The organism is Aciduliprofundum boonei T469, from assembly GCF_000025665.1.
In the GTDB taxonomy this organism is placed as follows: domain Archaea; phylum Thermoplasmatota; class Thermoplasmata; order Thermoplasmatales; family Aciduliprofundaceae; genus Aciduliprofundum; species Aciduliprofundum boonei.
This window is the reverse complement of record NC_013926.1, coordinates 362,484-384,049: the sequence shown is the minus strand read 5'-3', so window position 1 is coordinate 384,049 and position 21,566 is coordinate 362,484. Positions and strand designations below refer to the sequence as shown.

Below are 21,566 nucleotides of genomic sequence, written 5' to 3'. Positions count from 1 at the left end.
TGTAGTGAATTCACTATATTATATATCCCCAATGTTTATAGTATAGGTATGAGAGAGAAAAGTAGTATGTCTGGAAAAGAGAGGGTCTTCAAGAAGCCTTGGAGCTTATTGAGCCCTCGAGAGAAAATGCTAAGGGAAAAGAGCTTGGAAGTACTTGCTAGAGTAAGGAAAGGGGAGTCTTTGTCAAGTGCATGTAAGAAGGTAGGTATATCTCCAAACACCGTGATTAAGAGCACTAATGCTTTTAAGAAGGTTAACGGTAGGTGGATAGCAAAGAGGTATGACAAAATCTCTAGAGTAATGGACATAAATGAAAATGGTAAGAAAATTAGCATAGAGGTGAATGACTCAAGGTATGCTTCTATAATAGGTAAGTACCACAATGCAGTAAGAATATTTCTAGAGACTGGTGATATTACAGCTGTTGAGAGGTTTAGAAACATAAAAATAAAAGATGCTCAGGGTAACATACACAAGCTAGAGACTGACCCTGAAAAACTGGTAGATATTGCAAGGTCTATAGAAGAACCCGAGTTCTATGAGATATACAATTGGTGAGTCCCTATGTATTCTCAGTCTCCACTATGCATTGATGAGATCCTTATGGATGTTAGAGATACTATTGAAAAAGAGTATTCTAAAGCTTCGAACTGGGTTCTCTCTTTATTTGAGTATGAGAGAGAGCTACCAAAGTACTGTGAGATATGCGGAGCTACAAAAGGTCTTGAAAGACACCATATTGCAGGTAGGAAGCATGACAGCAGGGTCGTTTTAGTCTGTAAAGAATGTCACCAACATTTAAGTGCTAAACAGAACCTATGGGGCGAAGAATGGTTAAAGAGAGGATTACCTACAGAAAAGAGACACAAGTTCTTTTTGAGGGGACTCATAGATATTTTAGAGTTAAAGGCTTACAAGACCCAAAACTTCTTTTATGAGAGGATTGCTAGGGAAATTGCACTAAGGTGTTTCCCCCTTGGAGGTAATAAGTATGAGTGATATTGCTCTAAGGTGTTTTTCTCATAGTGATAATAGGAGTGGGTATAAAGAGAAAATATCACCTAACCCCTCACTATTGCTTGTTTTCGATACCGAGACAACTACTGATGAGTACCAAAACCTACTATTCGGATCAAGTTTAATTGCAAGGAACAATAAGGTTATTGAGAGGTATATTTTCTATGAAGATAACCTAAAAGAGTCTGAAAAGGAGAAAATAATAGAGTTTGGAGATAGCCACAGTATTAAGGTCATACCAAAGACTAGGTTTGTTGAAAAGGTCTTTTACCCCTATGTTTACCAAGCAAGGGCAAAGTGTATAGGGTTCAACTTACCTTTTGACTTGTCTAGACTGGCTATTGACTACACAATATCTAGGAAAGACCCGAGGGCTTTTTCTTTTACACTCTCAAAGGATCCTAGAAACCCAAGGGTCATGATAAGAGCATTGGACTCCACAAAGTCTTTTATAAAGTTTTTAAGACCACTCAGAAAGAAGAGCAAGAGAAAATACACGCACTACGAAGGGTATTTTGTAGATCTGAGGACTTTTGCATTTGCCCTAACAAACAAGAGACATACTTTAGAGTCAGCCTCCAAAGAGTTCAAGTGTGAGCACTATAAGACACACCCTGAGAGGCATGGAGCAATAAATAAAGACTACATAGAGTACAACTTAAACGATGTGCAAGTGACCTTTGAACTTTACCTTAAACTTATGGAGAGAAAAGAGATGTTCAATATAGACATGGAAGAAAACCTACTATATTCCCCAGCATCAATAGGTAAGTACTACCTCAATAAGATGGGTATAAGTCCATTTATGGAGCTTAACCCTGATTTTCCTAAAGAGGTACTGGGCTTTGCTATGACTACTTATTATGGTGGTAGGACTGAGTGTAAGATAAGGAAGAGCCCTATTCCCGTTACATACCTTGACTTTACCTCTATGTACCCCACCCTTTTCATACTACTCAAGCTAGATGAGATTCTTAAGGCTAGGTCTATAAGAGTAAGAGCTACCAAAGGTGAGGTCAAATCATTCCTATCAAAGATAAGTGTTGAAAGCCTACAGGATAAAGAGGTATGGAGAGACCCTTTAATGAGGAGTATTGTATTAATAAGACCTGATAGGGACATATTACCCATAAGGATGAAGTACCGTGGAGATGTCTACAATATAGGAATTAACTACCTGACTTCTCAAAGACCTATATGGTACACTATAGAAGATGTAATTTCATCTAAAATTTTAACTGGAAAAGCCCCTGAAATAATAGATTCTTTGACATTTGAGCCAGTAGGTAGACAGAGTTTAAGAGCTATAGAGATCAACGGTATTACAATAGCCCCTGAAGAGAATTTCATAAAGAAGATCATAGAGAAGAGGCTTGAGTACAAAGACCAAATAAAGAGAGGCATTGGAGATATTGAGAAGTTAAAAGTTATCCAGAATGAGTTTAAGATAATAGCAAATGCTTCTTCTTATGGAATATTTATAGAGGTAAATAGTGAAAAAGTAAAAGATAAGGAGATCACCGTCTATGGTCTTGAAGAGTTTAACACTAAGGTAGGCAAAATAGAGAGCATTGGAAAGGCATATAACCCAATAATAGCCATATTCCTAACCTCTGGTGCAAGGCTTATCTTGGCTATTGCTGAAAGTATTGCTTCAAATAATGGGTACTATGCCTACATGGATACAGACAGCATATTTGTAAAACCTGAAAAAGTTAGAGAGGTCAAGGAGCTCTTTGAAAAATTAAACCCCTATTCTTATAGTGTTGACATGTTTAAAATCGAGGACAACGAAGAGGGCATACCATTAGATAATGTGCTATTTTATGGCATCTCTGCTAAGAGGTATTGCCTGTATCGTATTAATGGTGAAAAAATAGAGATATTAAAAGAGTCTTCTCACGGCTTAGGTCATATAATAGGCATAGACCCAAAAGAGGTTTGGGAAGATATTCTAAAAATGCACTATCACCCTGATAGTAGAGAAGAGATAATTGAAAAATACCACCACAAGTATGCTGTATCTCAACTAACAGTCACAACCCCACAGGTTCTTAAAAGGTTTGACTATCTGAACAATAATAAAGAACTAGCAAAGAAGATAAAACCTTTCAATTTTGTTACTGTTGGGACTGCCTACCGCTCCGAGAATGGTGAGCCAGTAATACCAATTATGCCCTTCATAAGCCCTCAAGATAAAAAGTTTGAGCTTATACCATACCGACCGTTTATTGACTACAAGTCAGGTCTGAGCTCTCAAGATCTACCCTTAGATACAAAAGAATACTGGAAACCCATTTCTAAAGTTCTTGAAGACTACTTTAACCACCATGACGGAAAGTATGAAGGGGATGTTGGATTGTTGAATAGGAGACAAATAACAGTTGACCACATAAAATACATAGGGAAGGAGTCTAACGAGCTAGAGAAAAATATGATAATGGGTATACCTGAATACATAGAATATGAGAAAATGGAAGATTTCAAAGATTTTATATCGAGTCTTTCACCTAAGAAAATATTAGAGTATATTAATGCAAAATATCCTGATGTCAAAGTCTCATTAAGGGCAATAAAGAAGCTTAAAACAAACCTAAAGCGTGGAAAGTATCCCAAGAGAAAAAGGAAGTTGTATCCAATCCTATATCAGATCTACAAATCAGGAGTGATGTGAAAAGGGAACTTAAGAGGGGATGTATATATATCCCCCTCCTCGTAGTGGGGCCGCCCGGATTTGAACCGGAGTCACCGGCTTTTCTGGAGGGTTGCAGGAGGTAAAGGAACCCGCTGGTGGTTCCTCTCCCAAAGCCGGTAGGATAACCAAGCTACCCCACGGCCCCATGGGGATTGGTGAATGAACAAACTAATAAATTAATTTTTCCTTTTCAATGGTTCGGAAATCGAACAAATAAGATTAAATATAAAACTCAAGATTACCAGAGAGAAAAAAGCCTCAAAGAAGGTGGTAACTTGAAAAAGGTAAGCAATGCGAACCGGTTCCTGTATGCCTTCCTGATATTCATCATAATTTGGTGTGGATTCACATTTTCACCTGGGATTAAAGAGGAGCAATTTTTGCAGGAGTTTACAGCAGGTATTGTTCTATCACTTATTGCAGCAGCTTTCAGTTATCAGCATTTATCCGAAAGGGGTTTGTATAATTTATCCCCCCATAGAGTTTGGTGGTTTTTGAAATATATCCCTGTTTTTATTTGGGCTATGATAAAAGCAAATTTTGATGTTGCTTATAGGGTTTTGAGTCCTAAGAGGCCTATAAAGCCCGGTATTGTGAGGATAAGGACGGATTTGAAAAATCCTGTCGGGAAGCTGGCTTTGGCAAATTCAATAACTCTCACTCCAGGTACTATGACTATGCAGATTATTGATGATAAATATTACATTCACTGGATCTATGTGCACAGCGAGGATGAGAAGGAAGCTGGAGATATTATAAAAGGGGATTTTGAGAAATACCTAAGAGAGGTGTTTGAATGAACTGTTCAATTGATATATGTGCAATATTCATAGCATTAATTTCCGTGGCAGCATTTTTAACAATAATTCGCCTTGTAAAGGGCCCCACAGCGCCAGATAGGGCAGTAGCGTTGGATATATTGACTAACATAACCATAGTGCTCTTGGTTCTCCTTGGATATTTCTTCCAGAGGTTCATATATATGGATGTGGCACTCGTGTATGGCATTTTGGCTTTTGTAGGCGTAATAGCACTTGCAAGGTATCTGGAGGGAGGCCTATGAGCAATGTGATACTTTTAATTTTGCAGATAATAGGTTATATATTTATCAGCATAGGGACATTCTTTCTCCTGCTTGCCTCTATAGGTTTGCTTCGCATGCCTGATGTTTACAATAGGATGCAAACAGCAACAAAAGCGACCACTCTCGGAGCTTTAAGCGTACTCGTTGGTATAGGATTAATAGATCTTGGGTGGCTTCCTAAGAGTTTGATTATTGCAGCGTTCATAGTTTTGACTGCGCCAATAGGTGCGAGCGCCTTGGCTAGGGCCAGTTATAAGCATGGAGTTAAGCTTTGGGAAGGTAGCGTGGTTGATAAGTACAAGGAAGAAAAGGAGGAGGATTAAATTGGATCTATTTACTATAGTATCCTTAATCCTAATAATCATAACAATAATAACAGCAATAATAGCCGCTGAAATGAAGGATTTGCTCTCGGCTGCTATTGCTTTGGGAGTGATGAGTTTAATAGTTTCCATACTATTTTACATACTGCAGGCTCCAGATGTTGCAATCACAGAAGCTGCCATAGGTGCGGCTTTGAGTATGGCTGTTATAATATTTGCAATTAGAAGCACAAAGAGGTGGGAGAAATGAAGAGAGTATTAGCTATTATCATTGCGATTCTATTATTCGTTGTGTTTGCCATGGCCTTTGCAAAGATACCGTTTGGAGAGCAGATGAGTAAATATCCTCATTATTACAATCCTATTGAAAATCAAACATCAAATATGTCTCTTCCACAACATTACCTAACTTATGGTAAGAAAGATACTGGTGCTACGAATATGGTAACTGCGGTTGTGGTAGATTACAGAGGTTTTGATACCTTGGGTGAAGTAACTGTGCTATTTTTGGCCTCCACAGGTGTTGGCTCCTTAATGTATGTTGAGAATAAGGCAAAGAAAAAGGTGAAGAGGTCTAATGCTGTTGTGGAAACTGGCTCTAAGCTTCTGTTTGGTTTCATTATCTTATTTGGTGCTTATATATTTATACACGGACACCTCACTCCAGGAGGAGGATTCCCGGGTGGTGCAATAATTGCATCATCTTTTCTCCTTCTCTATCTAGCGTATCCAAAATTCCATGCGGAGCATAAGAGGTTGAATGTCTCGGAAAGTCTTGCAGGATTAACCTTTGTTATTGTAGGTCTTCTTGGGCTTGCAATAGCGGGTTATTTCCTCTATAACTTCTTGCCCTTTGGGCTGCCAACATATCTATTCAGTGCTGGCGTGATCCCCGTTATCTATGTTGCCATAGGCGTTAAAGTGGGAAGCGAGCTGACGGGTATCGTGGATGCAATGATGGGGGTGAGAGAGTGATCCCATATTACTACCTTGGTTCAATAGCACTCGTTGTTATTGGGATTTATATAGTCATAGCAAAGAAAAATCTCATAAAGATAATAATTGGTTTGGACATAATGGATACTGGAGTGAATCTCCTTCTCATCTCTGTGGGCTATGTGAAGAATGCTACTGCACCTATAGAGAATGTACCTGGCCCTTATGTTGACCCGATTCCTCAAGCTTTAGTGCTCACGGCTATCGTTATAGGCGTATCCGTCATGGCTCTAGCATTATCTATAGCAATTGGAATTTACAAGAAAACTGGAACTTTAGAACTTGACGAGCTGATGGGGGTGGAAGAATGATTAGGCCTGTGCTCTTGATAGCATTTCCGCTCCTATTCGCATTTCTCTCTCCAATCATAGGTCTTTGGAGTAAAAAATGGGTCAGGTATTTAGTCATATTTGCTACGGCTCTAAATGCCACACTTGCGGGATTCATACTTATGGAGGCACTTCAGCATCCGATCTTTGATATAATTGGAGGTTTTCAACCCCCTCTTGGCATAGTTTTGATGGTAGGGCCATTGGGTGCGATAATTGCACTGATAATCAACATTGTGGCGTTCATAATATCAATTTATAACCTAAAAGTTGAAAAAGAGCCCATAGTGAAATATTCCATGCTCTATCTCCTATTGGTGATGGGCTCTACGGGCATGGTTCTTACGGGAGATCTTTTCAATCTATTTGTGTTCTTGGAGGTAACTTCCATAGCCTCCTACGGTCTTGCTGCTTATAACAAAGATAAGGAGGGATTCATGGGTGCCATGAAGTATGTGATTATCGGCTCCATAGGAAGTACCTTCGTTCTTATAGGTATAACTTTGATATACTCACAGCTGAGAACACTTAATATGCTGGACATTGCAGCGAGGATAGGTACAATGGACCCTTATGTGAAAATTATTGCATTCACATCATTATTCCTTGGATTCGGTGTTGAAGCTGAGATGTTTCCTTTAAACACATGGGTTCCAGATGCATACGATGGTGCACCGCATCCCATAAGTGCAGCTTTTGCCTCGCTACCCGCTAAAGCAGGCATATTTGCCTTGGCAAGGGTTATATTTACAATGTTTTCATTCACGAATTTCCTATGGTTTGTCGTAATAATGGGTCTTCTCACTGTATTCTTTGGGGAAATTATAGCATATACTCAAAAGAATCTAAAGAAGATGCTGGCTTACTCTTCCATTGGGCAAATGGGTATGATAATAATGGGCTTAGGAATAGGCACAACCCTTGCAGTTGAGGGTGCGTTTTATCAAATGATTGCCCATGCTCTTGGAAAGGCATTGCTGTTCATAGCTGCCGGTTTTCTGATTTATGCGGCTAAAAGCAATAAAATAGAGGATATGAAGGGTATGGCAAGAAACCCGTTAATTGGGATACCTTTATTGATAGGTGCTCTCTCCATAATGGGTATGCCACCATTTGCAGGGTTCTACGGTAAATTCTTCATTCTTATGGGTGGATTTTCACAGGGTTACTATGCTATCATTGCACTTTTCTTGGCTGCTAGTATTGTGGAGGTTGCCTATTATGCAAGATTCATAAAAATAGTGTTCGAGAAGGGTAATAAGGTAATAAGGCCAGATGCGGCTACATATATACCCTTGATACTCTTGGCTATATTGATAGTGCTTATTGGCATATATCCAAAGCCCATACTTGCTGTATTGCAACATGTGAGTGCATTTATAGCAGGAGGTGCCTAAAATGGATGCTTTAACTTTATTTGGAATATTCATACTGCTTCCGCTTGCTGGTGCCTTACTCTCTTATTTTGGCAGGAAATATGCTCCGGCTATAGCATTGATATTTGTGGCGATAACAGGTATATTCCTGTATGTGTGGTATGGAAGCTTTGGCTCTTACACTATTGATATTGGAGTAAAGTTGAATTTTACATTTGATATAACCACCTGGTTCTTTATGTTGATGATGAACACTGTCCTATTCTCATCTCTCTTATTTGCAGTGAGTGCGGGACTTAAGAATGCTGGAGGATTTTCAACATTGGTGCTCCTTGGATTTGCAGGGGCTAATGGAGTTCTTCTCTCCAGGGATTTCCTGAGTTTGTATTTATTCTGGGAACTTATGTCTTGGTCAGTTTATGTGTTAATCCTTCGCACATCTGGTGAATATGCAAGGAGATACCTGCTTTTCGGAGTTCTCTCTGCTTATCTCATAATAATGGGTATTGGAATTGTGTATTATTATACTGGAAGTTTCTTGTACGCGGATGCGCTTTCTGGTGCAATACCCCATTATGCATGGGCTTGGATTCTCACATTTTTAATTCTTGGATTTGGAGTGAAGATGGCTATAGTTCCTTTGCATGTATGGGCCCCCTATGCGTATTCTTCTGAACCGCCCTTTGTATCGTTCTTATCTGGAGGATTGAGCAAGCTTGGTACATTTGGAATTTATATGAGCATGTATTCCATTGCAGGTGTAGGGATTTTGAATTCCTTCGGCACATTTAGGGGTGTTTCTCTCCTAGGTTATCCATTTGCACTCCTGGGTGCTATAACAGCATTTGTGGGTACGATTTTGGCGATTTTCCAAGATGACATCCGTAAGTTGTTAGCTTACTCTTCCATAGGACAGCTCGGTTATGTTATGGTAGGTCTTGGGCTAGGTACATCCTTGGCTCTTGGTGGAGCATTGTTCCATGCATTCAACCATGCATTCTTCAAATCTCTGCTGTTCCTCGGTGCAGGTGCGGTTATATATCGCACAGGAAAGTACAAGATCAGTGAGATGGGAGGACTTGGATATAGGATGCCATTCACATTTCTATTTGTCTTATTTGCCATATTTGCTCTTGCTGGTATTCCTTTAACCTCGGGATTCATATCAAAGTGGATGCTCTACGAGGCAGCTATAGAGAAAAAATTTGTGATAATAGCCCCGTTGATGCTAATTGCATCTGTCGGAGCATTTCTGTATAGCTATCGCATATTATATGGAATATTCTTGGGCGAATTAAAAGAGGAGCATAAGAAAATTAAGGAAGCACCGGCACCCATGCTTGCGGCCATGTTCATCTTGACAATTCCATTACTTGTATTTTCCATCGTTCCTGGTTGGATTTTGAATTGGATAAATGACATTCTTGTACATACAGGTCTTAAACCTCTGGATTATAGCAAATTTGCATATCTATCAAATATAGGCGGAGCAAACATGGCAACATTTTGGATTGCATTTATGGTGTTGTTCTTTGTGGCAATGGTGATATTCTTAAGAAAGAAGGCGAGAGTTGTAGATCAGTACGATAACTACTTGGCAGGAGAGGCGCCCTCTTCGGTTGCTCTCCATGCTGCTCATAATTATTATAAACCATTGAGGGACACATGGGCTCCATTGCTTAAATACAGCGCTGATAGGGCTTACGAGAAATTAAGTAAATTCTTTGCTGATGGCTTCTCTGAAATTAAGAATATGTATACTGGAAACCCACAGGATTATGCTGCTTATCTGGGAATTGCCTTTTTAGTATTCCTTCTTGTTGGGTGGTGGTTGCTATGATAGTTGATTGGCTTATTCAAGCAGGACTAGTTGCGCTTTACCTATTCCTTGCGGTGGTCATAGGGTTACTGTTTATGGGTATTGCTAGAAAGGTTACAGCCAGGATTCAAAACAGGGTTGGTCCCCCAGTTTACCAGAATTTCTTAGATGTGGGCAAGTTGTTGGCTAAGAAAACTAACATCAAGCATAATTGGATATTTGATTTTGCCCCTCTGTTTGCACTTGCAGGAGTGCTCCTTGCCTTAGCTTATCTACCCATGGGTGGTTATAAAATGCTGAGCGGAGAGGGCGATTTAATTCTTCTCTTGTATATAATGGCTATACCATCACTTGGCTTTGCCCTCGGCGCAGGGGCCTCAGGCAATCCTAATGCAGGCGTGGGAGTTATGAGGGCTCTCACTCTTATGCTCTCTTATGAAATGCCATTCCTCCTTGTGTTGCTATCACTTATGATCTTCTACAATACTGCTTCTCTGTCTGTATTATTGGATAAACAGATGAGTTATCTCTGGGGAATAATCGCTTTACCAATATCTGCTTTGGCTGCCGACCTGGCCCTCCAGGGCATGATGATGGAGAAGCCTTTTGATATTGCTATTGCGCCCCATGAAATTGCTTCTGGCCCTCTGGTTGAGTTTGGAGGCAAGTATCTTGGCATGCTTATGCTGTTCTCTGCAGGCTCCATAGTTTTAGAAACAACACTATTTGTGGATCTATTCCTCGGTGGTGGTATGGTATTAAATCCGGCAACCTATGGAATAATCGCCTATGTGGTTAATTATCTAGTATGGTTTGCCCTAATATTCGTGGTTTGGATGATTGCAGTGTTTATAAATGCAGTATTTCCCAGATTCAGAATTGAGCAGGCCTTTAAGTTTTACTGGAAATGGCCAACAGTGATTGCAATATTGGGTTTAGCTCAGGCATATATTATGTCTGTATTCCTGGGGGTGGTACCATGAACGAGAACCCATTGCCCAATGTAATTCCGGATAAAGAGTGGAAAAAGATACAGAGAATGCTTTCAAGGCGCTCATTGTGGATGATACATTTCTGTACTGGCTGTGGTGCTATGGAGATGCCCCCTGTCATGACCTCTCGTTATGATATGGAAAGGTTCGGGATAATACCAATGGCCACTCCAAGACAAGCAGATTTGATGCTCGTAACAGGTTATGTGGCTACAAAAACTCTAAAAAGGATTGTTAGGGTATATGAGCAGATGCAGGACCCTAAGTATGTTATTGCCTTTGGCTCATGTCCAATAAATGGTGGTATTTACTGGGATTCTTACAATATCATAAAGAGATTGGATAAGTACATTCCCGTGGATTTATACATAGCGGGATGTATGCCTAGGCCAGAGGCAATAATGGATGCATTTCTTAAGCTTATGAAGGATATAGATGAAGGAAAAGCTAATGGTTGGATGAGGTACAGGAAATATTATGACCAGTACAGAAGAAATCAGATGAAAGTATTCAAGAGGTGGGATGAATGAAGGCCGAGCAGATATTCAAAGAGCTCGGAGTGGAATTTGAAAAGCTAAAGGTGAAGGGAAATACTCTTCCAAGATACAAGGCAGAGGTGAAACCCGAGAAGCTTGAGGATGCTATAATCAAATTCAAAAATAGTGGTTTTAACCACTTTGTAGCTTTAAGTTGCATTGACTGGATAAAGGATGAAAAATTTGAGCTCGTGTATCATCTTTTTAGTTATGAAGATAGCGAGGATGTATTTTTAAGTATATTTTTGCCGAGAAATGAGCCAAAATATAGAACTCTGAGGCATCTGTTCCCTCAGATTGAAACATATGAGAGGGAGATTTATGAAATGTTCGGAGTGGAATTCGAGGGTAATGATAGATTGGGTGAGTTCATCTTAGAAGATTGGAATGAGATGCCACCCATGCGGAAGGATTTTGACACAGTAAAATATGCGAGGGAGAAATATGAAAGCGTGCCCCTTATAGATGAGGGGGGTGAAAAAGAATGAAGGAATTTGAATTATTCATTGGGCCGCAACATCCAGGTATAACTGGTAACTTTATGTATCATCTTTGGGTTGATGGAGATACTATTGTGAAGGCGGAAGCTCATCCAGGTTATCTCCACAGAGGTTTTGAGAAATTAATGGAGAAGCGTACTTGGCAGATGAATGTGGCATTGATTCCTAGAATATGCGTTCCTGAGCCCGATGTGAATGAGGCAGTATATGCTATGGCCGTTGAGTCCCTTATGGACTGGGATATTCCAGAGAGAGCCAAATACATACGTACCATAGTGCTGGAAATGGCCAGGTTGTCGTCCCATCTTTTAACATTGGGTGGTTATGCGGGGGCCATAGGTCTTTATACCGTAGGTCAGTGGACGATTGGAGATAGGGATTATTTGCTCGATTTATTTGAGCAGCTTACTGGAGCCAGAGTATATCACATCTTCATCTTCCCCGGAGGTGTGCGCTGGGATCTCCCCGATGGATTTTTGCGCAAACTCGAAAAGGTTCTTAATTATTTGGAAAGCAGACTGGAGTTTTACGATAAGCTCCTATTTGCTAATGAAGTGTTTTTCCGCAGAGCTCCTGATGTGGGAGTTGTACCAAAAGACAAGGCAATAGAGTGGGGAATTACAGGTCCAAATCTCAGAGCTTGTGGCTATGAATATGATGTCAGAAAGGTAGATCCTTATGCAGCTTATCCAGATTTGGATTTTGAGATACCTCATTATCCTAAATTTGGTGATTTTGAAGTTCTTGGCCATGGATGTGATTGCTATTCTAGGATGATTGTCAGAAGATTGGAAATCGAGCAGAGTATAAGGATCCTTAGACAGGTTATAAAGAAAATACCAGATGGTCCTCACACTTTGAAACTTCCCAATCCTATTGCGTGGAAAGTTCCCGCAGGCTATGCTTACGCTCGTGTTGAGAGTTCTAAGGGAGAATATGGATATTTTGTTATAAGCGACGGTGGGAAAATGCCGTACAGGGTTCATGTGCGTGGCCCCTCTTATACCCATGGAATAAATGTCACAGAAACTATAGCTAAGGGGTTGAATATTGCAGATTTCTCTCAAACAATATTCAGTCTGGATGTTTGTGCTCCAGACATAGAGAGGTGATCAGATGAGTATAGTAAAACCTTTTAAAGCATTGAGACATCTTTCAAAAGCTCCCCATACTGTTAAGTATCCTTATCAAAAACATACTGATATAGAAGGGCTTGAATTACCTACAGAGCGCTATAGAGGCTTTCATTCTAATAATATTGAAACCTGTATAGGATGCCAGCTATGTTCTAAAGTTTGTCCTGCAGCAGCAATTACATATGTTAAAATTGAGAATTCGGGAAAGAAGGGACTTAAATGGAGGCCTGTGATTGACTATGGACGCTGCTGCTACTGCGGGTTCTGTACCGATATTTGCCCTACAAAATCACTCATATTGACTCCAAGGTATGAGCTTGTAACGGAGAATATAGATGAGTTCAAATTTATACCAACTTACGAGATTAGAGAGAAGAAGGATAAGGAGATACATATGGATGAAGTATTATTCAGGCCAGAGGACTATGTACCTCCTAAACCTAAGGAAGAGGAGAAAAGTTAATAATATCCTTAATTTTTCCTATTTTTATGAGGTTGTATACTTTCAAGAGAGGTCACAAAAAAAGCTTGGAAGAGATTGGGAAGATAATGAAGGATATATTTGGGAATGTTAGGGAAGAGAATGGACATCTTTTATCTTCCTTCGGGGCTCTTGATAGAATAGAGGTATGGATTGAGGATGGAAAAATGGCTGCAGAGACAAAGAGTAGAAAGGTTGAGAGCAGCTTAGCCCAAGAAACATTGAAAAGATGGAATGATTTTCTTTTCCGCGCAACTGGTTATACTGCGAAGGAAAGAAAGAAGAAAATGACCAAAACATAAATATGTGTATGCTAATTTCCTCCCAAGCCCGAGTGGGGTAGCATGGATATCCTGGGGGCCTGCGGAAAAGCCCCTTTAAAAAGGTGCTTTACCCGTAAAGAAGGGGGCTTTGCAGGTAGCCCTTGACCCGGGTTCGAATCCCGGCTCGGGCACTATTTATTCAAGGATGTATTGAGCAAGGCTATATCTCTCATTCTGTTGGTGCAGATAGCTCTATGTGCGTTTGAAATATATTTCGGGTATTTTTAATTTTAAAGACAGTAGAGCTTGTAGATGATTCCCGGTACTATTCTCTCCTTACCTTTTAGCATTTTATCCACGGCATACTTCGCCACTTTCTCTGGATTCAGCATAAATCTTTCAAAGCCTCTTGTTGGCATATTGGCATTTTTGAAAAAATCCGTTTTTGTCGGACCTGGTAGAAGATATGAAATTTTAATTTTTCTTCTCTCTTTATTCAAACTCTTGGTGAATTGTTCTACATAAGATTTTGTAGCTGCATAAACGCTTAATTTCTTCTGAGCTCTGCAAGCAGCCACTGAGGATACATTTAGGATATGGCCGGTATTCATAACTTTTAGCCCTATGTATGTTAGGTATGTAAGCGCCAAAATATTAAGTTTAATCATATTTTCGAGTTTATCCCAATTCTGCTCTTCAAATTTTCCATACAATCCGAATCCTGCATTATTTACCAGAATTGTGGGATTCTTCCTTTTAATGATTTCTCCAGCATCCTCATAGTTTTTGGATAAATCAATAGCATACCAATTTGCTTTCAAATTCTCTGCCGCCCTTCTTAACTTATCTTCGTTTCTTGCGATGATTATTATCTCATATCTCCTGTTTTTAAGCTCTTTTGCTATGTGAAATCCGAGTCCGCTGTCTCCTCCAGTTATAATCGCTTTCATAGGATAGAATGGGTTTAAATATTTCAAAATATTTCCTAATTTATGGATGTAGATCTCTCAAATCTTGATGAGAAAATCAGATTTGATGTTAAACTTCAGATATCCCTTTACAAAACTGCTGAGAAGGTTATGAGAGAGGATAAGCGTGAAGAGTTTGAAAATTATATGCAAGAGCGTATCAATAAAATTAGAGAAATTCTCGGCTTGAGAGAGCATTTTAGAATTTTTGAGGATGAAAAGCTCATATTTGAGGTGTAAGAATGCTCGTGTTTGATAATCACATGCACCTACAATTTAAAGGAGAGAATGTTGCTGCTGTTAAGCGCTTTGAAAAATTCGGTGGCACACATATAAATTTAACCAATGTACCGAATTATTCATATCCCCTCGATGAAAATTATTATCTTCGCATCTATGAAGACACAGTGAAACTTAAAAAGATTGTTGAAAGAGAGACGAATGTAAAAGTTTTATTGACTCTTGGGCCTTATCCAGTAGATATGGTTGAACTGGTTAATGGAGGAATGACAGTTGAGAGTGCAAAAGAGTTTTTGATTGATGGGTTGGAGCTTGCATCTAAATACATTGAAGAGGGAGAAGCCCATGCAATTGGGGAAGTTGGTAGACCTCATTTTGATGTTAGCGATGAGATATGGAATGCCAGTAATGAAGTTATTTTGGAGAGTATGAAGTATGCAAAGAAACTTGATGTGCCTGTAATTTTGCATACCGAAAGCGCAACAGAAAGAACATGGAAAGATCTTGCAGAATTCGCCGGGAAAGTAGGATTGCCTAAGGATAGGGTCATAAAGCATTACTCTCCGCCCGTTGTGGACTCTCGTAATTTTGGTATATTTCCCTCGGTGATTGCGTCTCGCAAGAATGTTCGCTTAGCTCTTTCTCAAGGTACCCGGTTTCTCTTAGAGACAGATTTTATGGATGAGCCTTCTAGGCCAAATGCTGTTTTACCCATAGAATCCGTGCCAAAAAGAGCACAGTGGATTGTGCAAGAATATGGGCAGGATACTTGGTGTGAAATAATGGATAATGCAAGGAGGATATATACGAGATTTGAAGAATGGATTTAATAATTTGTTGCAATGTCCTACTATGAATTTCCGTGCTCTTATGAATTATGCAGGAAGATTGAAAAGAATGAAGAGAACTGGTTGGGTTATGAGAGGTATACCATCTCCGGAAAGCATTGCTGAGCATAGTTTTCGTGCTGCTCTTCTTGGCTATTTTTTGGCAAAGGATAGGGGATTGAATGCAGAGAAAGTTGTAGGCATGCTTCTCATCCATGACTTAGCAGAATCGCTAATAGGAGATATAACCCCTGAAGGCGAGAAGTTTATGGATAAATTGGATGTTGAGGAGAAAGCGATAAAGGAGATAGCCGAAATGGCTGAGATTGATGATATATACCTTCTCTGGATAGAGTTCAATTATGGTGATTCTGGAGAAGCCATGCTTGCTAGAGAAGTAGATAAAGCGGAAATGGCATATCAGGCAAAAGAATATAGCGAGATAGGGTATCCAATCTACAAAGATATGTTGAAGTTCTTGCCCGAATATCTTAAATGAATATATTTTTATATGAAACCATCCTAACGCATATATGGACGAGGAATATTGCAAGCTGTTAGAGGAGTATGTAGAGCATCTGAGTATGGCGCTCATAGTGGATATGATGAAGCATGGAATATTTAAGGACAGCAGTGATGAGATAAAGCTTAAAAAAGAATTTGTGAATAAAGTTAAAGAAGAGTATGCAAAATTGGAAGATGTGAAAGATAAAGAAGAAAGAGCCGTAGGTGCGGTTTTGAATGCCCTTGTAAATTATTATCCAAAGGATATGTATGAGGAGGAGATGCTCCCTCGAGCCAATATCATTTTGAATTTTATGGAAGAGAAGTTGGGTGAAAAATAAAGTTAAAATAGGTGAAAAATATAGCATCTTTGCTCTAAAGGCATAGCCCCGTGGTGTAGCGGTCAAGCATGCGGGACTTTGGCGAAGCCCCTTTGGAAAAGGTGCTTTACCCCCAAAGGGCTTCGAGGAGATCCCGCGACGGGGGTTCGAATCCTCCCGGGGCTGCTACTCTTCTCCCATTTCTTCAAATAGTTTTTTGTAAAAATCCTCTGGGCTTTCTTCCTTCTTTTCTTCCATATGTTGATTCAGAATTTCTTCAATTTTGTCCTTTCTGTAAATCCAATAGTGTATGCGCCAGAGTTTTCCCTTGGATATTGTTATCTCCTCCTCTAAAGGCTTAACAACTTCCAGTTCTTCAAGGTAGTAAAACACATCCCTATCCGCAGGAGTTAGCATATTATCTATTATCCTATCTTGGTATCCAAAGAAATTTATCACATATTCTGCTAAATTTTTGATGTCCTTATCTTCAAGCTTGTGCCCCAACAGCTTTTTAAGCACAGTGTATAAAATATCATAAGTGACAATATCCATTGCAAGGGGGTATAGTTATGAAAATTATAAATTTTTTGGGAAAAAGAATTAGATAGTTTTTAATAAATCCTAACGATGAAGGATGGTGAAAGATGAGGATATAGGGAAGGTTATGGAGATCCTTCGGGCTAATGTACCTCCACACCCTTACAAGTCCCGAGAGCCGTTTAAAGTCCTAATTGCAACGGTAATTTCCCAGCGCACCAAGGATGAAGTCACCTACACCGTTGCTGAGAAATTATTTGGGAAGTATCCTTTACCCAGAGATTTGAAAAATGCACCTACAGATGATATAGCTCATCTCATCTATCCTGCTGGATTTTACAAGCAAAAAGCAAAGAAAATAAAGGAAATAGCTAAGATTATTGATGAGGATTATGATGGCAAAGTTCCAGATAATCTGGAGGAACTGTTAAAATTGCCGGGCGTTGGCAGAAAAACTGCAAATATAGTGCTTTCAAGATGTTATGATAAGGATGTAATTGCTGTTGATACACATGTGCACCGCATTTCAAATCGCCTCGGCTGGGTTAACACAAAAACTCCAGAGGAAACAGAAAGGGAGCTTATGAAAGTTCTCCTGAAGAAATATTGGAAAGATATTAACGAGCTATTGGTGATGTTCGGGCGCACGATATGTAGACCTGTGGCGCCTAAATGCGATGTATGTCCAATAAAAAAATACTGCAAATATTACAAAGAAAATAAAAAGGGGTAGGGTGTCAGCGTGATTACTTTTTCCTTCTCATCTCCTCGGCCCTGTTCTTTCCAATCATCAGCATGATCTCTATCATTTTTATCACCTCCTGTGATATCCTAATTTCTCTTATATTCACCATATATTTAAATGCTTATTCATAAAAAGGAAAAATTTTGCAAAATAATGCGTATTTAGTAAAAATTCTTAACTTAAAGTTCTAAAACAGGAAAATAAATATACGATAAAACAATATCATATTTATGGACGAAGTAGATGTAAGAATTCTCAAGCTGTTGTGGGAAGATGGAAGAATGCCCATATATAGAATTGCTGATAAGGTAGGGTTATCAAATGCAGCCGTTTACAAAAGGATTAAAGCTATGGAGAAAAGAGGAGAGCTGAGGGGATTTACCATTCTTCTCAATATGGATAAAGTTCTTAATAGTGCTGTGATTTCAATAAGAGCTAGGAAAAAGAGGGATGAAGTTATGAGCATTATAAGTGAACTCAGTGGCGTGATGCATATCATAGCAGGATTTGGAGGAAGGTATTATGGGGAATTCTGGTATGTAGATGAATATGAGTTAAATGACAAGGTAAATTATCTCAAAAAGCTCACGGGGGCATATAGAATTGAGATTTATAAGCATAGAAAGGAAAAGGAAATGGATTTATCTCCTTTGGATTGGAAAATAATACTTGCGTTGAAAGATAATGCGAGGAGACCTTTTAGAGAGGTGGCAGAGGAGGTAGGAGTTTCAACAAAAACAGTATCGAAAAGATGGAGATGGTTAAAAGAGGAAGATATTTGTAGGGCATATCCCATTGTCAACAGGCCCTCTACCAAGGAGATATTCTGGTTCTCTCTATTCATAGAAACCGATGATCCTTTATTTGAAAGTAAGGTCAAAAGAATAAATAATCTATGGAGGACATCTAGTTTTGCAGAGCCCAAGATGGTTTATGGAGTATTCTATGGGACATCCATAAAAGAAATAGACGATATAATGGAAGAGATAATAGCAATGAAAGGTGTAAAAAGAGTTATCTATGAGATCATTGTGGATGAGAGGTTCTATCCTGATTATCTTTACTATGTGGCTCGTAAAAAAGGATATAAAGGGTGATATGCGTACTTCTTTGCATTTACAGGATTTATCATTATTGCTCTGCGGGGAAGGAGTTTAATATTGCTCATAGCAGATTGAAAATCCTTGCTTTGCTTGCATTTGTTAGTTTGAGTCCGAATTCTTCCAAAAATTTTGAAGCAACATTCATATCAAGTTTCCAATCGTAATCAAAGCCGTAAAAGGCTTTTTCAATTCTAGCTTTTTTAATTCTCAAAAACTTAGCTTCCAGAGATATTGCCTCATCTTTTCTTTCTTCCAGTTGCTCCACTGCATTTTTATAAATTTTAAGGAACTCTCTTACCTCTTTTGAATTCTCAGTTTGCATGTTTGTAGCTAGAGTGCAGCATGGGTATCTCCCGAAGAGCTCCTCAAATCGAATGATCTTATACCTTTGAGATAGTTCTGTGACAAAGGGTTCCCATATGGCAATTGCATCCACTTCGCCACTTCCAAGGGCTTTAATCATCCTATCCGGGGAGGGAAAGTATCTTATTTGTGCGTCTATGCCCGTCTTCTCTATATAGGTTCTAAGTGAGAATTCCATTGTGGAAAGTTCGCTGCTTCCAAATATTTTTGGATTAGAAACCCTCAATGCAATGCCCCCACCTCTAAAACCGCATCCAGCTCTAATTTTTATGTTTCTATATACTAACGCGAATAGCACTTGGGTTATTAGGGGAGAGCAGCCCACATCCAAATAGCCTTCTGCGAGATCCTTTGTTAAGGTGAATGCGTTTTTGTAAATTTTAAGTTCAATTTTGGGATAATCCGAATCCTTATAAGCTAAAAGCACCGCTGGATACTCTGTTGCTCTTCCTATGCCCACTCTTAAAACATCGGGTATGGGGAATGGAGAATATTCCACATGCCATACTCTGTAAGATTTTCCAGCTACTCTCTTTCTCACAATTTTACCCTCATCTTCAAATTTGGAGAGTATGGTAGAAACTGTGCTCTTGCTTATACCATACTTTTTTGTAAATTCTTCTTGTAATATGCCATTTTTTCCGGCATTTATTAAAATTCTAAGTATTTTCTCCTGCATGCAATTGAAGAAGAAACTTATTGAATTTAAATTTTTTGAAACTTTTCTCGCAAGATTAAAATTGGAGTTTGTAATAACCCCCTGAACATATGTTCAAGGTGATGCTCATGAAAATAGGTATAATTGGATGTGGAAACATTGCGCATAATATTGCTAAAAGCTTTCAAGTTCAAGCAGTTTACGATGTTGTAATGTCTAAATGTGAGGATATAGATGCTAACGTTTGCAACAATGTGGATGAGTTAATAGACGAGTGTGATTTTATAGTAGAAGCAGCATCCCCGCAAGCTGTGATTGACTACGCTCCCAAGATTATAGAAAAGGGAAAAGATATGCTCATAATGAGTGTTGGGGGCCTTGCAGATGTGAAATTCAGAGAGAAGATATTTACGCTTGCGAGGAAAAATGGAGCGCATATCTATTTACCCTCGGGAGCCATTGGTGGCATAGATTTGATAAAATCCGCAAAAGTTGCGGGATTGAAAAAGGTAACTCTCCGCAGCACTAAGAACTCGAAAACCCTTGGATACGATGTGAAAGAAAGAACTTTGGTATTCAAGGGAAAGGCCAGTGAAGCTATAAAGAAATTTCCAAAAAGCGTAAATGTTTCAGTTCTCCTCTCCATAGTTGCGGGAATGGATATAGATGTGGAAGTTTATGCAGATCCCGATGTGAAAGAGAATATACATGAAATTTTGGTAGAAGGGGATTTTGGAGAGGCGGAGATTAGAGTTAGAAACAAACCATCTCCTCAAAATCCAAAGACAAGCTATCTTGCAGTGTTATCTCCCATTTACTTGATAAGCTCTCTAAATGATGTGATAAGGATGGGGGTGTGAAATATGAATCTGAAAGAGGAAATAATGAAGCTAAAAAAGGAGAGAAATGCAATAATAATGGCCCATAACTATCAAATTGGAGAGGTTCAGAGGATTGCAGATTTTGTTGGAGATTCCCTTGAACTGGCAAGAAAAGCTACACAGGTGGATGCAGATGTCATAGTATTTGCAGGGGTGGATTTTATGGCAGAGACGGCTGCCATATTGAATCCAGATAAGCTTATTCTCATCCCTAGTAAAATTGCCTCCTGTGAGATGGCTAGATTTTTAACTCCCGAACTGATAAAAGAGTACAAAAAGAAATATCCTGATGCGACTGTGGTGCTCTATGTGAATTCCACCGCAGATTGTAAAGCTCTTGCGGATATTACATGCACATCTGCCAATGCCGTTAAAGTTGTTAATTCTCTCGATGCAGATACAATTTTATTTGGTCCGGATTCCAATCTCGCCCACTATGTTGCAGAGAGAACGAATAAAAAGATAATTCCTGTACCTCCAAATGGCCATTGTTATGTTCATACAAATTTGAATGTTGAAAATGTCCCGTATGATGGAGTTTTGATGGTTCATCCAGAATGCCCTGCAGAGTTGCAAGCTAAGGCGGATGTTATTGCCAGCACGGGTGGTATGGTTAAGTATGTGGCCAAGAGCAACGCAAAGAAGTTCATAGTGGCTACTGAGAGGGATATGGTAGAGCGCTTGAAGATGGAGTATCCAGATAGGGAATTTGTTCCCGCTTGGCCCTACGCAATATGCCTTGGAATGAAGCAGATAAACTTGCAAAAAATTTATGAGAGTTTGAAAGATTTAAAATATGAAGTTAGAGTTCCTGAAAATATAGCAAATAAGGCAAGAAAAGCGATAGAGAGAATGCTGGAGGTATCTTGA

At 39.3% G+C, this 21,566-nt stretch carries 28 protein-coding genes and 3 tRNA genes; 27 read left to right on the top strand and 4 right to left on the bottom strand.

The window, feature by feature from the left end:
- Positions 1–48: 48 nt before the first annotated feature.
- Genes ABOO_RS01965 through ABOO_RS01955 form a run of 3 tightly spaced genes read left to right on the top strand, consistent with a single transcriptional unit; the run spans position 49 to position 3,691 of the window.
- Entirely contained in the window at positions 49–558 is a 510-nt protein-coding gene (locus ABOO_RS01965) for a helix-turn-helix transcriptional regulator (RefSeq protein ID WP_148221961.1), read from the top strand.
- A gap of 45 nt (positions 559–603) precedes the next feature.
- Positions 604–999: an HNH endonuclease gene (locus ABOO_RS01960; protein WP_008082482.1), complete on the top strand. Its 396-nt coding sequence runs from the start codon at positions 604–606 to the stop codon at positions 997–999.
- Positions 992–3,691, top strand: a complete 2,700-nt coding sequence (locus ABOO_RS01955; RefSeq protein WP_008082125.1) for a hypothetical protein — start codon at positions 992–994, stop codon at positions 3,689–3,691. The genes ABOO_RS01960 and ABOO_RS01955 overlap by 8 nt, the downstream gene beginning before the upstream one ends.
- A 45-nt stretch (positions 3,692–3,736) precedes the next feature.
- Here the strand turns inward: ABOO_RS01955 and ABOO_RS07960 are convergent.
- Positions 3,737–3,857 (bottom strand) — tRNA-Pro (locus tag ABOO_RS07960).
- Between the two features lie 130 nt (positions 3,858–3,987).
- On the opposite strand from ABOO_RS07960, the gene ABOO_RS01950 reads away from it, so the two are divergent.
- The 15 genes from ABOO_RS01950 (at position 3,988) to ABOO_RS01880 (ending at position 13,738) form a co-directional block, all read left to right on the top strand.
- Complete coding sequence (locus tag ABOO_RS01950; RefSeq protein WP_008082563.1) at positions 3,988–4,512, top strand: Na+/H+ antiporter subunit E; 525 nt, start codon at positions 3,988–3,990, stop codon at positions 4,510–4,512.
- Positions 4,509–4,775, top strand: coding sequence for a monovalent cation/H+ antiporter complex subunit F (locus ABOO_RS01945; RefSeq protein ID WP_008082361.1), 267 nt, complete (start codon positions 4,509–4,511; stop codon positions 4,773–4,775). Before ABOO_RS01950 ends, ABOO_RS01945 begins: the two co-directional genes overlap by 4 nt.
- Positions 4,772–5,119 (top strand): monovalent cation/H(+) antiporter subunit G, encoded by a 348-nt coding sequence (gene mnhG, locus ABOO_RS01940; protein WP_008082162.1) that lies wholly within the window; start codon positions 4,772–4,774, stop codon positions 5,117–5,119. Before ABOO_RS01945 ends, mnhG begins: the two co-directional genes overlap by 4 nt.
- A 1-nt stretch (position 5,120) precedes the next feature.
- Positions 5,121–5,369, top strand: coding sequence for a hydrogenase subunit MbhD domain-containing protein (locus ABOO_RS01935; protein ID WP_008082693.1), 249 nt, complete (start codon positions 5,121–5,123; stop codon positions 5,367–5,369).
- Positions 5,366–6,094, top strand: a complete 729-nt coding sequence (locus ABOO_RS01930; RefSeq protein WP_008082419.1) for a Na(+)/H(+) antiporter subunit B — start codon at positions 5,366–5,368, stop codon at positions 6,092–6,094. The genes ABOO_RS01935 and ABOO_RS01930 overlap by 4 nt, the downstream gene beginning before the upstream one ends.
- The gene (locus ABOO_RS01925) at positions 6,091–6,426 is read left to right on the top strand and encodes an NADH-quinone oxidoreductase subunit K (RefSeq protein ID WP_008082498.1); all 336 of its coding nucleotides are present in this window, start codon (positions 6,091–6,093) and stop codon (positions 6,424–6,426) included. The genes ABOO_RS01930 and ABOO_RS01925 overlap by 4 nt, the downstream gene beginning before the upstream one ends.
- The gene (locus tag ABOO_RS01920; protein ID WP_008082291.1) at positions 6,423–7,841 is read left to right on the top strand and encodes a proton-conducting transporter transmembrane domain-containing protein; all 1,419 of its coding nucleotides are present in this window, start codon (positions 6,423–6,425) and stop codon (positions 7,839–7,841) included. The genes ABOO_RS01925 and ABOO_RS01920 overlap by 4 nt, the downstream gene beginning before the upstream one ends.
- Before the next feature lies 1 nt (position 7,842).
- Entirely contained in the window at positions 7,843–9,660 is a 1,818-nt protein-coding gene (locus ABOO_RS01915; RefSeq protein WP_012997118.1) for a proton-conducting transporter transmembrane domain-containing protein, read from the top strand.
- Positions 9,657–10,622 carry a respiratory chain complex I subunit 1 family protein gene (locus ABOO_RS01910; RefSeq protein ID WP_008084515.1) on the top strand — a complete coding sequence of 322 codons (966 nt, stop codon included), beginning with the start codon at positions 9,657–9,659 and terminating at the stop codon, positions 10,620–10,622. Before ABOO_RS01915 ends, ABOO_RS01910 begins: the two co-directional genes overlap by 4 nt.
- Positions 10,619–11,161, top strand: a complete 543-nt coding sequence (locus ABOO_RS01905; protein WP_008084497.1) for a NuoB/complex I 20 kDa subunit family protein — start codon at positions 10,619–10,621, stop codon at positions 11,159–11,161. Before ABOO_RS01910 ends, ABOO_RS01905 begins: the two co-directional genes overlap by 4 nt.
- Positions 11,158–11,655, top strand: coding sequence for an NADH-quinone oxidoreductase subunit C (locus ABOO_RS01900; RefSeq protein ID WP_008084343.1), 498 nt, complete (start codon positions 11,158–11,160; stop codon positions 11,653–11,655). Before ABOO_RS01905 ends, ABOO_RS01900 begins: the two co-directional genes overlap by 4 nt.
- Entirely contained in the window at positions 11,652–12,779 is a 1,128-nt protein-coding gene (locus ABOO_RS01895; RefSeq protein ID WP_008084560.1) for an NADH-quinone oxidoreductase subunit D, read from the top strand. Before ABOO_RS01900 ends, ABOO_RS01895 begins: the two co-directional genes overlap by 4 nt.
- 4 nt (positions 12,780–12,783) lie before the next feature.
- Positions 12,784–13,266, top strand: coding sequence for an NADH-quinone oxidoreductase subunit I (locus tag ABOO_RS01890; protein WP_008084499.1), 483 nt, complete (start codon positions 12,784–12,786; stop codon positions 13,264–13,266).
- 26 nt (positions 13,267–13,292) lie between these two features.
- Positions 13,293–13,586, top strand: coding sequence for a DUF5611 family protein (locus ABOO_RS01885; protein WP_008084366.1), 294 nt, complete (start codon positions 13,293–13,295; stop codon positions 13,584–13,586).
- Positions 13,587–13,612: 26 nt separating this feature from the next.
- Positions 13,613–13,738: transfer RNA gene (locus ABOO_RS01880), tRNA-Arg, on the top strand.
- A 99-nt stretch (positions 13,739–13,837) separates the two neighbouring features.
- Here ABOO_RS01880 and ABOO_RS01875 read toward each other — a convergent pair.
- Positions 13,838–14,497: an SDR family NAD(P)-dependent oxidoreductase gene (locus ABOO_RS01875; RefSeq protein ID WP_012997117.1), complete on the bottom strand. Its 660-nt coding sequence runs from the start codon at positions 14,495–14,497 to the stop codon at positions 13,838–13,840.
- 42 nt (positions 14,498–14,539) lie between these two features.
- Between ABOO_RS01875 and ABOO_RS01870 the strand changes: the two genes are divergently transcribed.
- The 5 genes from ABOO_RS01870 (at position 14,540) to ABOO_RS01850 (ending at position 16,592) form a co-directional block, all read left to right on the top strand.
- Complete coding sequence (locus tag ABOO_RS01870) at positions 14,540–14,755, top strand: hypothetical protein (protein ID WP_008084404.1); 216 nt, start codon at positions 14,540–14,542, stop codon at positions 14,753–14,755.
- Positions 14,756–14,757: 2 nt separating this feature from the next.
- A complete protein-coding gene (locus tag ABOO_RS01865; protein WP_008084504.1) occupies positions 14,758–15,585 on the top strand; it encodes a TatD family hydrolase in 828 nt (275 codons plus the stop codon).
- A gap of 22 nt (positions 15,586–15,607) precedes the next feature.
- Positions 15,608–16,081 carry an HD domain-containing protein gene (locus ABOO_RS01860; RefSeq protein WP_008084352.1) on the top strand — a complete coding sequence of 158 codons (474 nt, stop codon included), beginning with the start codon at positions 15,608–15,610 and terminating at the stop codon, positions 16,079–16,081.
- Positions 16,082–16,115: 34 nt separating this feature from the next.
- Positions 16,116–16,427: a hypothetical protein gene (locus ABOO_RS01855; protein WP_008084434.1), complete on the top strand. Its 312-nt coding sequence runs from the start codon at positions 16,116–16,118 to the stop codon at positions 16,425–16,427.
- A gap of 44 nt (positions 16,428–16,471) precedes the next feature.
- Positions 16,472–16,592: transfer RNA gene (locus ABOO_RS01850), tRNA-Gln, on the top strand.
- Here ABOO_RS01850 and ABOO_RS01845 read toward each other — a convergent pair.
- Complete coding sequence (locus ABOO_RS01845) at positions 16,593–16,961, bottom strand: DUF6015 family protein (RefSeq protein WP_008084327.1); 369 nt, start codon at positions 16,959–16,961, stop codon at positions 16,593–16,595.
- Positions 16,962–17,043: 82 nt separating this feature from the next.
- Here ABOO_RS01845 and ABOO_RS01840 point away from each other — a divergent pair, with 82 nt between their 5' ends.
- Positions 17,044–17,679, top strand: coding sequence for an endonuclease III domain-containing protein (locus ABOO_RS01840; RefSeq protein WP_008084502.1), 636 nt, complete (start codon positions 17,044–17,046; stop codon positions 17,677–17,679).
- 242 nt (positions 17,680–17,921) lie between these two features.
- On the top strand, positions 17,922–18,788 hold the full coding sequence (locus ABOO_RS01835) for an Lrp/AsnC family transcriptional regulator (RefSeq protein WP_008084568.1): 867 nt from the start codon (positions 17,922–17,924) through the stop codon (positions 18,786–18,788).
- A 67-nt stretch (positions 18,789–18,855) separates the two neighbouring features.
- Here the strand turns inward: ABOO_RS01835 and ABOO_RS01830 are convergent, their stop codons facing one another.
- Complete coding sequence (locus ABOO_RS01830; RefSeq protein ID WP_008084370.1) at positions 18,856–19,836, bottom strand: ABC transporter substrate-binding protein; 981 nt, start codon at positions 19,834–19,836, stop codon at positions 18,856–18,858.
- A gap of 107 nt (positions 19,837–19,943) precedes the next feature.
- Here ABOO_RS01830 and nadX point away from each other — a divergent pair, with 107 nt between their 5' ends.
- Positions 19,944–20,675, top strand: a complete 732-nt coding sequence (nadX, locus tag ABOO_RS01825) for an aspartate dehydrogenase (protein WP_008084414.1) — start codon at positions 19,944–19,946, stop codon at positions 20,673–20,675.
- Between the two features lie 3 nt (positions 20,676–20,678).
- A complete protein-coding gene (gene nadA, locus ABOO_RS01820) occupies positions 20,679–21,566 on the top strand; it encodes a quinolinate synthase NadA (RefSeq protein WP_008084493.1) in 888 nt (295 codons plus the stop codon).

What these genes read in the sequence shown, in the direction of transcription:
- ABOO_RS01965 (WP_148221961.1), top strand. Translation starts at nt 49, where the DNA reads ATGAGAGAGAAAAGTAGTATGTCTGGAAAAGAGAGGGTCTTCAAGAAG.
- ABOO_RS01960 (WP_008082482.1), top strand. Translation starts at nt 604, where the DNA reads ATGGATGTTAGAGATACTATTGAAAAAGAGTATTCTAAAGCTTCGAAC.
- ABOO_RS01955 (WP_008082125.1), top strand. Translation starts at nt 992, where the DNA reads ATGAGTGATATTGCTCTAAGGTGTTTTTCTCATAGTGATAATAGGAGT.
- ABOO_RS01945 (WP_008082361.1), top strand. Translation starts at nt 4,509, where the DNA reads ATGAACTGTTCAATTGATATATGTGCAATATTCATAGCATTAATTTCC.
- mnhG (WP_008082162.1), top strand. Translation starts at nt 4,772, where the DNA reads ATGAGCAATGTGATACTTTTAATTTTGCAGATAATAGGTTATATATTT.
- ABOO_RS01930 (WP_008082419.1), top strand. Translation starts at nt 5,366, where the DNA reads ATGAAGAGAGTATTAGCTATTATCATTGCGATTCTATTATTCGTTGTG.
- ABOO_RS01920 (WP_008082291.1), top strand. Translation starts at nt 6,423, where the DNA reads ATGATTAGGCCTGTGCTCTTGATAGCATTTCCGCTCCTATTCGCATTT.
- ABOO_RS01915 (WP_012997118.1), top strand. Translation starts at nt 7,843, where the DNA reads ATGGATGCTTTAACTTTATTTGGAATATTCATACTGCTTCCGCTTGCT.
- ABOO_RS01910 (WP_008084515.1), top strand. Translation starts at nt 9,657, where the DNA reads ATGATAGTTGATTGGCTTATTCAAGCAGGACTAGTTGCGCTTTACCTA.
- ABOO_RS01905 (WP_008084497.1), top strand. Translation starts at nt 10,619, where the DNA reads ATGAACGAGAACCCATTGCCCAATGTAATTCCGGATAAAGAGTGGAAA.
- ABOO_RS01900 (WP_008084343.1), top strand. Translation starts at nt 11,158, where the DNA reads ATGAAGGCCGAGCAGATATTCAAAGAGCTCGGAGTGGAATTTGAAAAG.
- ABOO_RS01895 (WP_008084560.1), top strand. Translation starts at nt 11,652, where the DNA reads ATGAAGGAATTTGAATTATTCATTGGGCCGCAACATCCAGGTATAACT.
- ABOO_RS01890 (WP_008084499.1), top strand. Translation starts at nt 12,784, where the DNA reads ATGAGTATAGTAAAACCTTTTAAAGCATTGAGACATCTTTCAAAAGCT.
- ABOO_RS01885 (WP_008084366.1), top strand. Translation starts at nt 13,293, where the DNA reads ATGAGGTTGTATACTTTCAAGAGAGGTCACAAAAAAAGCTTGGAAGAG.
- ABOO_RS01875 (WP_012997117.1), bottom strand. Translation starts at nt 14,497, where the DNA reads ATGAAAGCGATTATAACTGGAGGAGACAGCGGACTCGGATTTCACATA.
- ABOO_RS01870 (WP_008084404.1), top strand. Translation starts at nt 14,540, where the DNA reads ATGGATGTAGATCTCTCAAATCTTGATGAGAAAATCAGATTTGATGTT.
- ABOO_RS01865 (WP_008084504.1), top strand. Translation starts at nt 14,758, where the DNA reads ATGCTCGTGTTTGATAATCACATGCACCTACAATTTAAAGGAGAGAAT.
- ABOO_RS01860 (WP_008084352.1), top strand. Translation starts at nt 15,608, where the DNA reads ATGAATTTCCGTGCTCTTATGAATTATGCAGGAAGATTGAAAAGAATG.
- ABOO_RS01855 (WP_008084434.1), top strand. Translation starts at nt 16,116, where the DNA reads ATGGACGAGGAATATTGCAAGCTGTTAGAGGAGTATGTAGAGCATCTG.
- ABOO_RS01845 (WP_008084327.1), bottom strand. Translation starts at nt 16,961, where the DNA reads ATGGATATTGTCACTTATGATATTTTATACACTGTGCTTAAAAAGCTG.
- ABOO_RS01840 (WP_008084502.1), top strand. Translation starts at nt 17,044, where the DNA reads ATGGTGAAAGATGAGGATATAGGGAAGGTTATGGAGATCCTTCGGGCT.
- ABOO_RS01835 (WP_008084568.1), top strand. Translation starts at nt 17,922, where the DNA reads ATGGACGAAGTAGATGTAAGAATTCTCAAGCTGTTGTGGGAAGATGGA.
- ABOO_RS01830 (WP_008084370.1), bottom strand. Translation starts at nt 19,836, where the DNA reads ATGCAGGAGAAAATACTTAGAATTTTAATAAATGCCGGAAAAAATGGC.
- nadX (WP_008084414.1), top strand. Translation starts at nt 19,944, where the DNA reads ATGAAAATAGGTATAATTGGATGTGGAAACATTGCGCATAATATTGCT.
- nadA (WP_008084493.1), top strand. Translation starts at nt 20,679, where the DNA reads ATGAATCTGAAAGAGGAAATAATGAAGCTAAAAAAGGAGAGAAATGCA.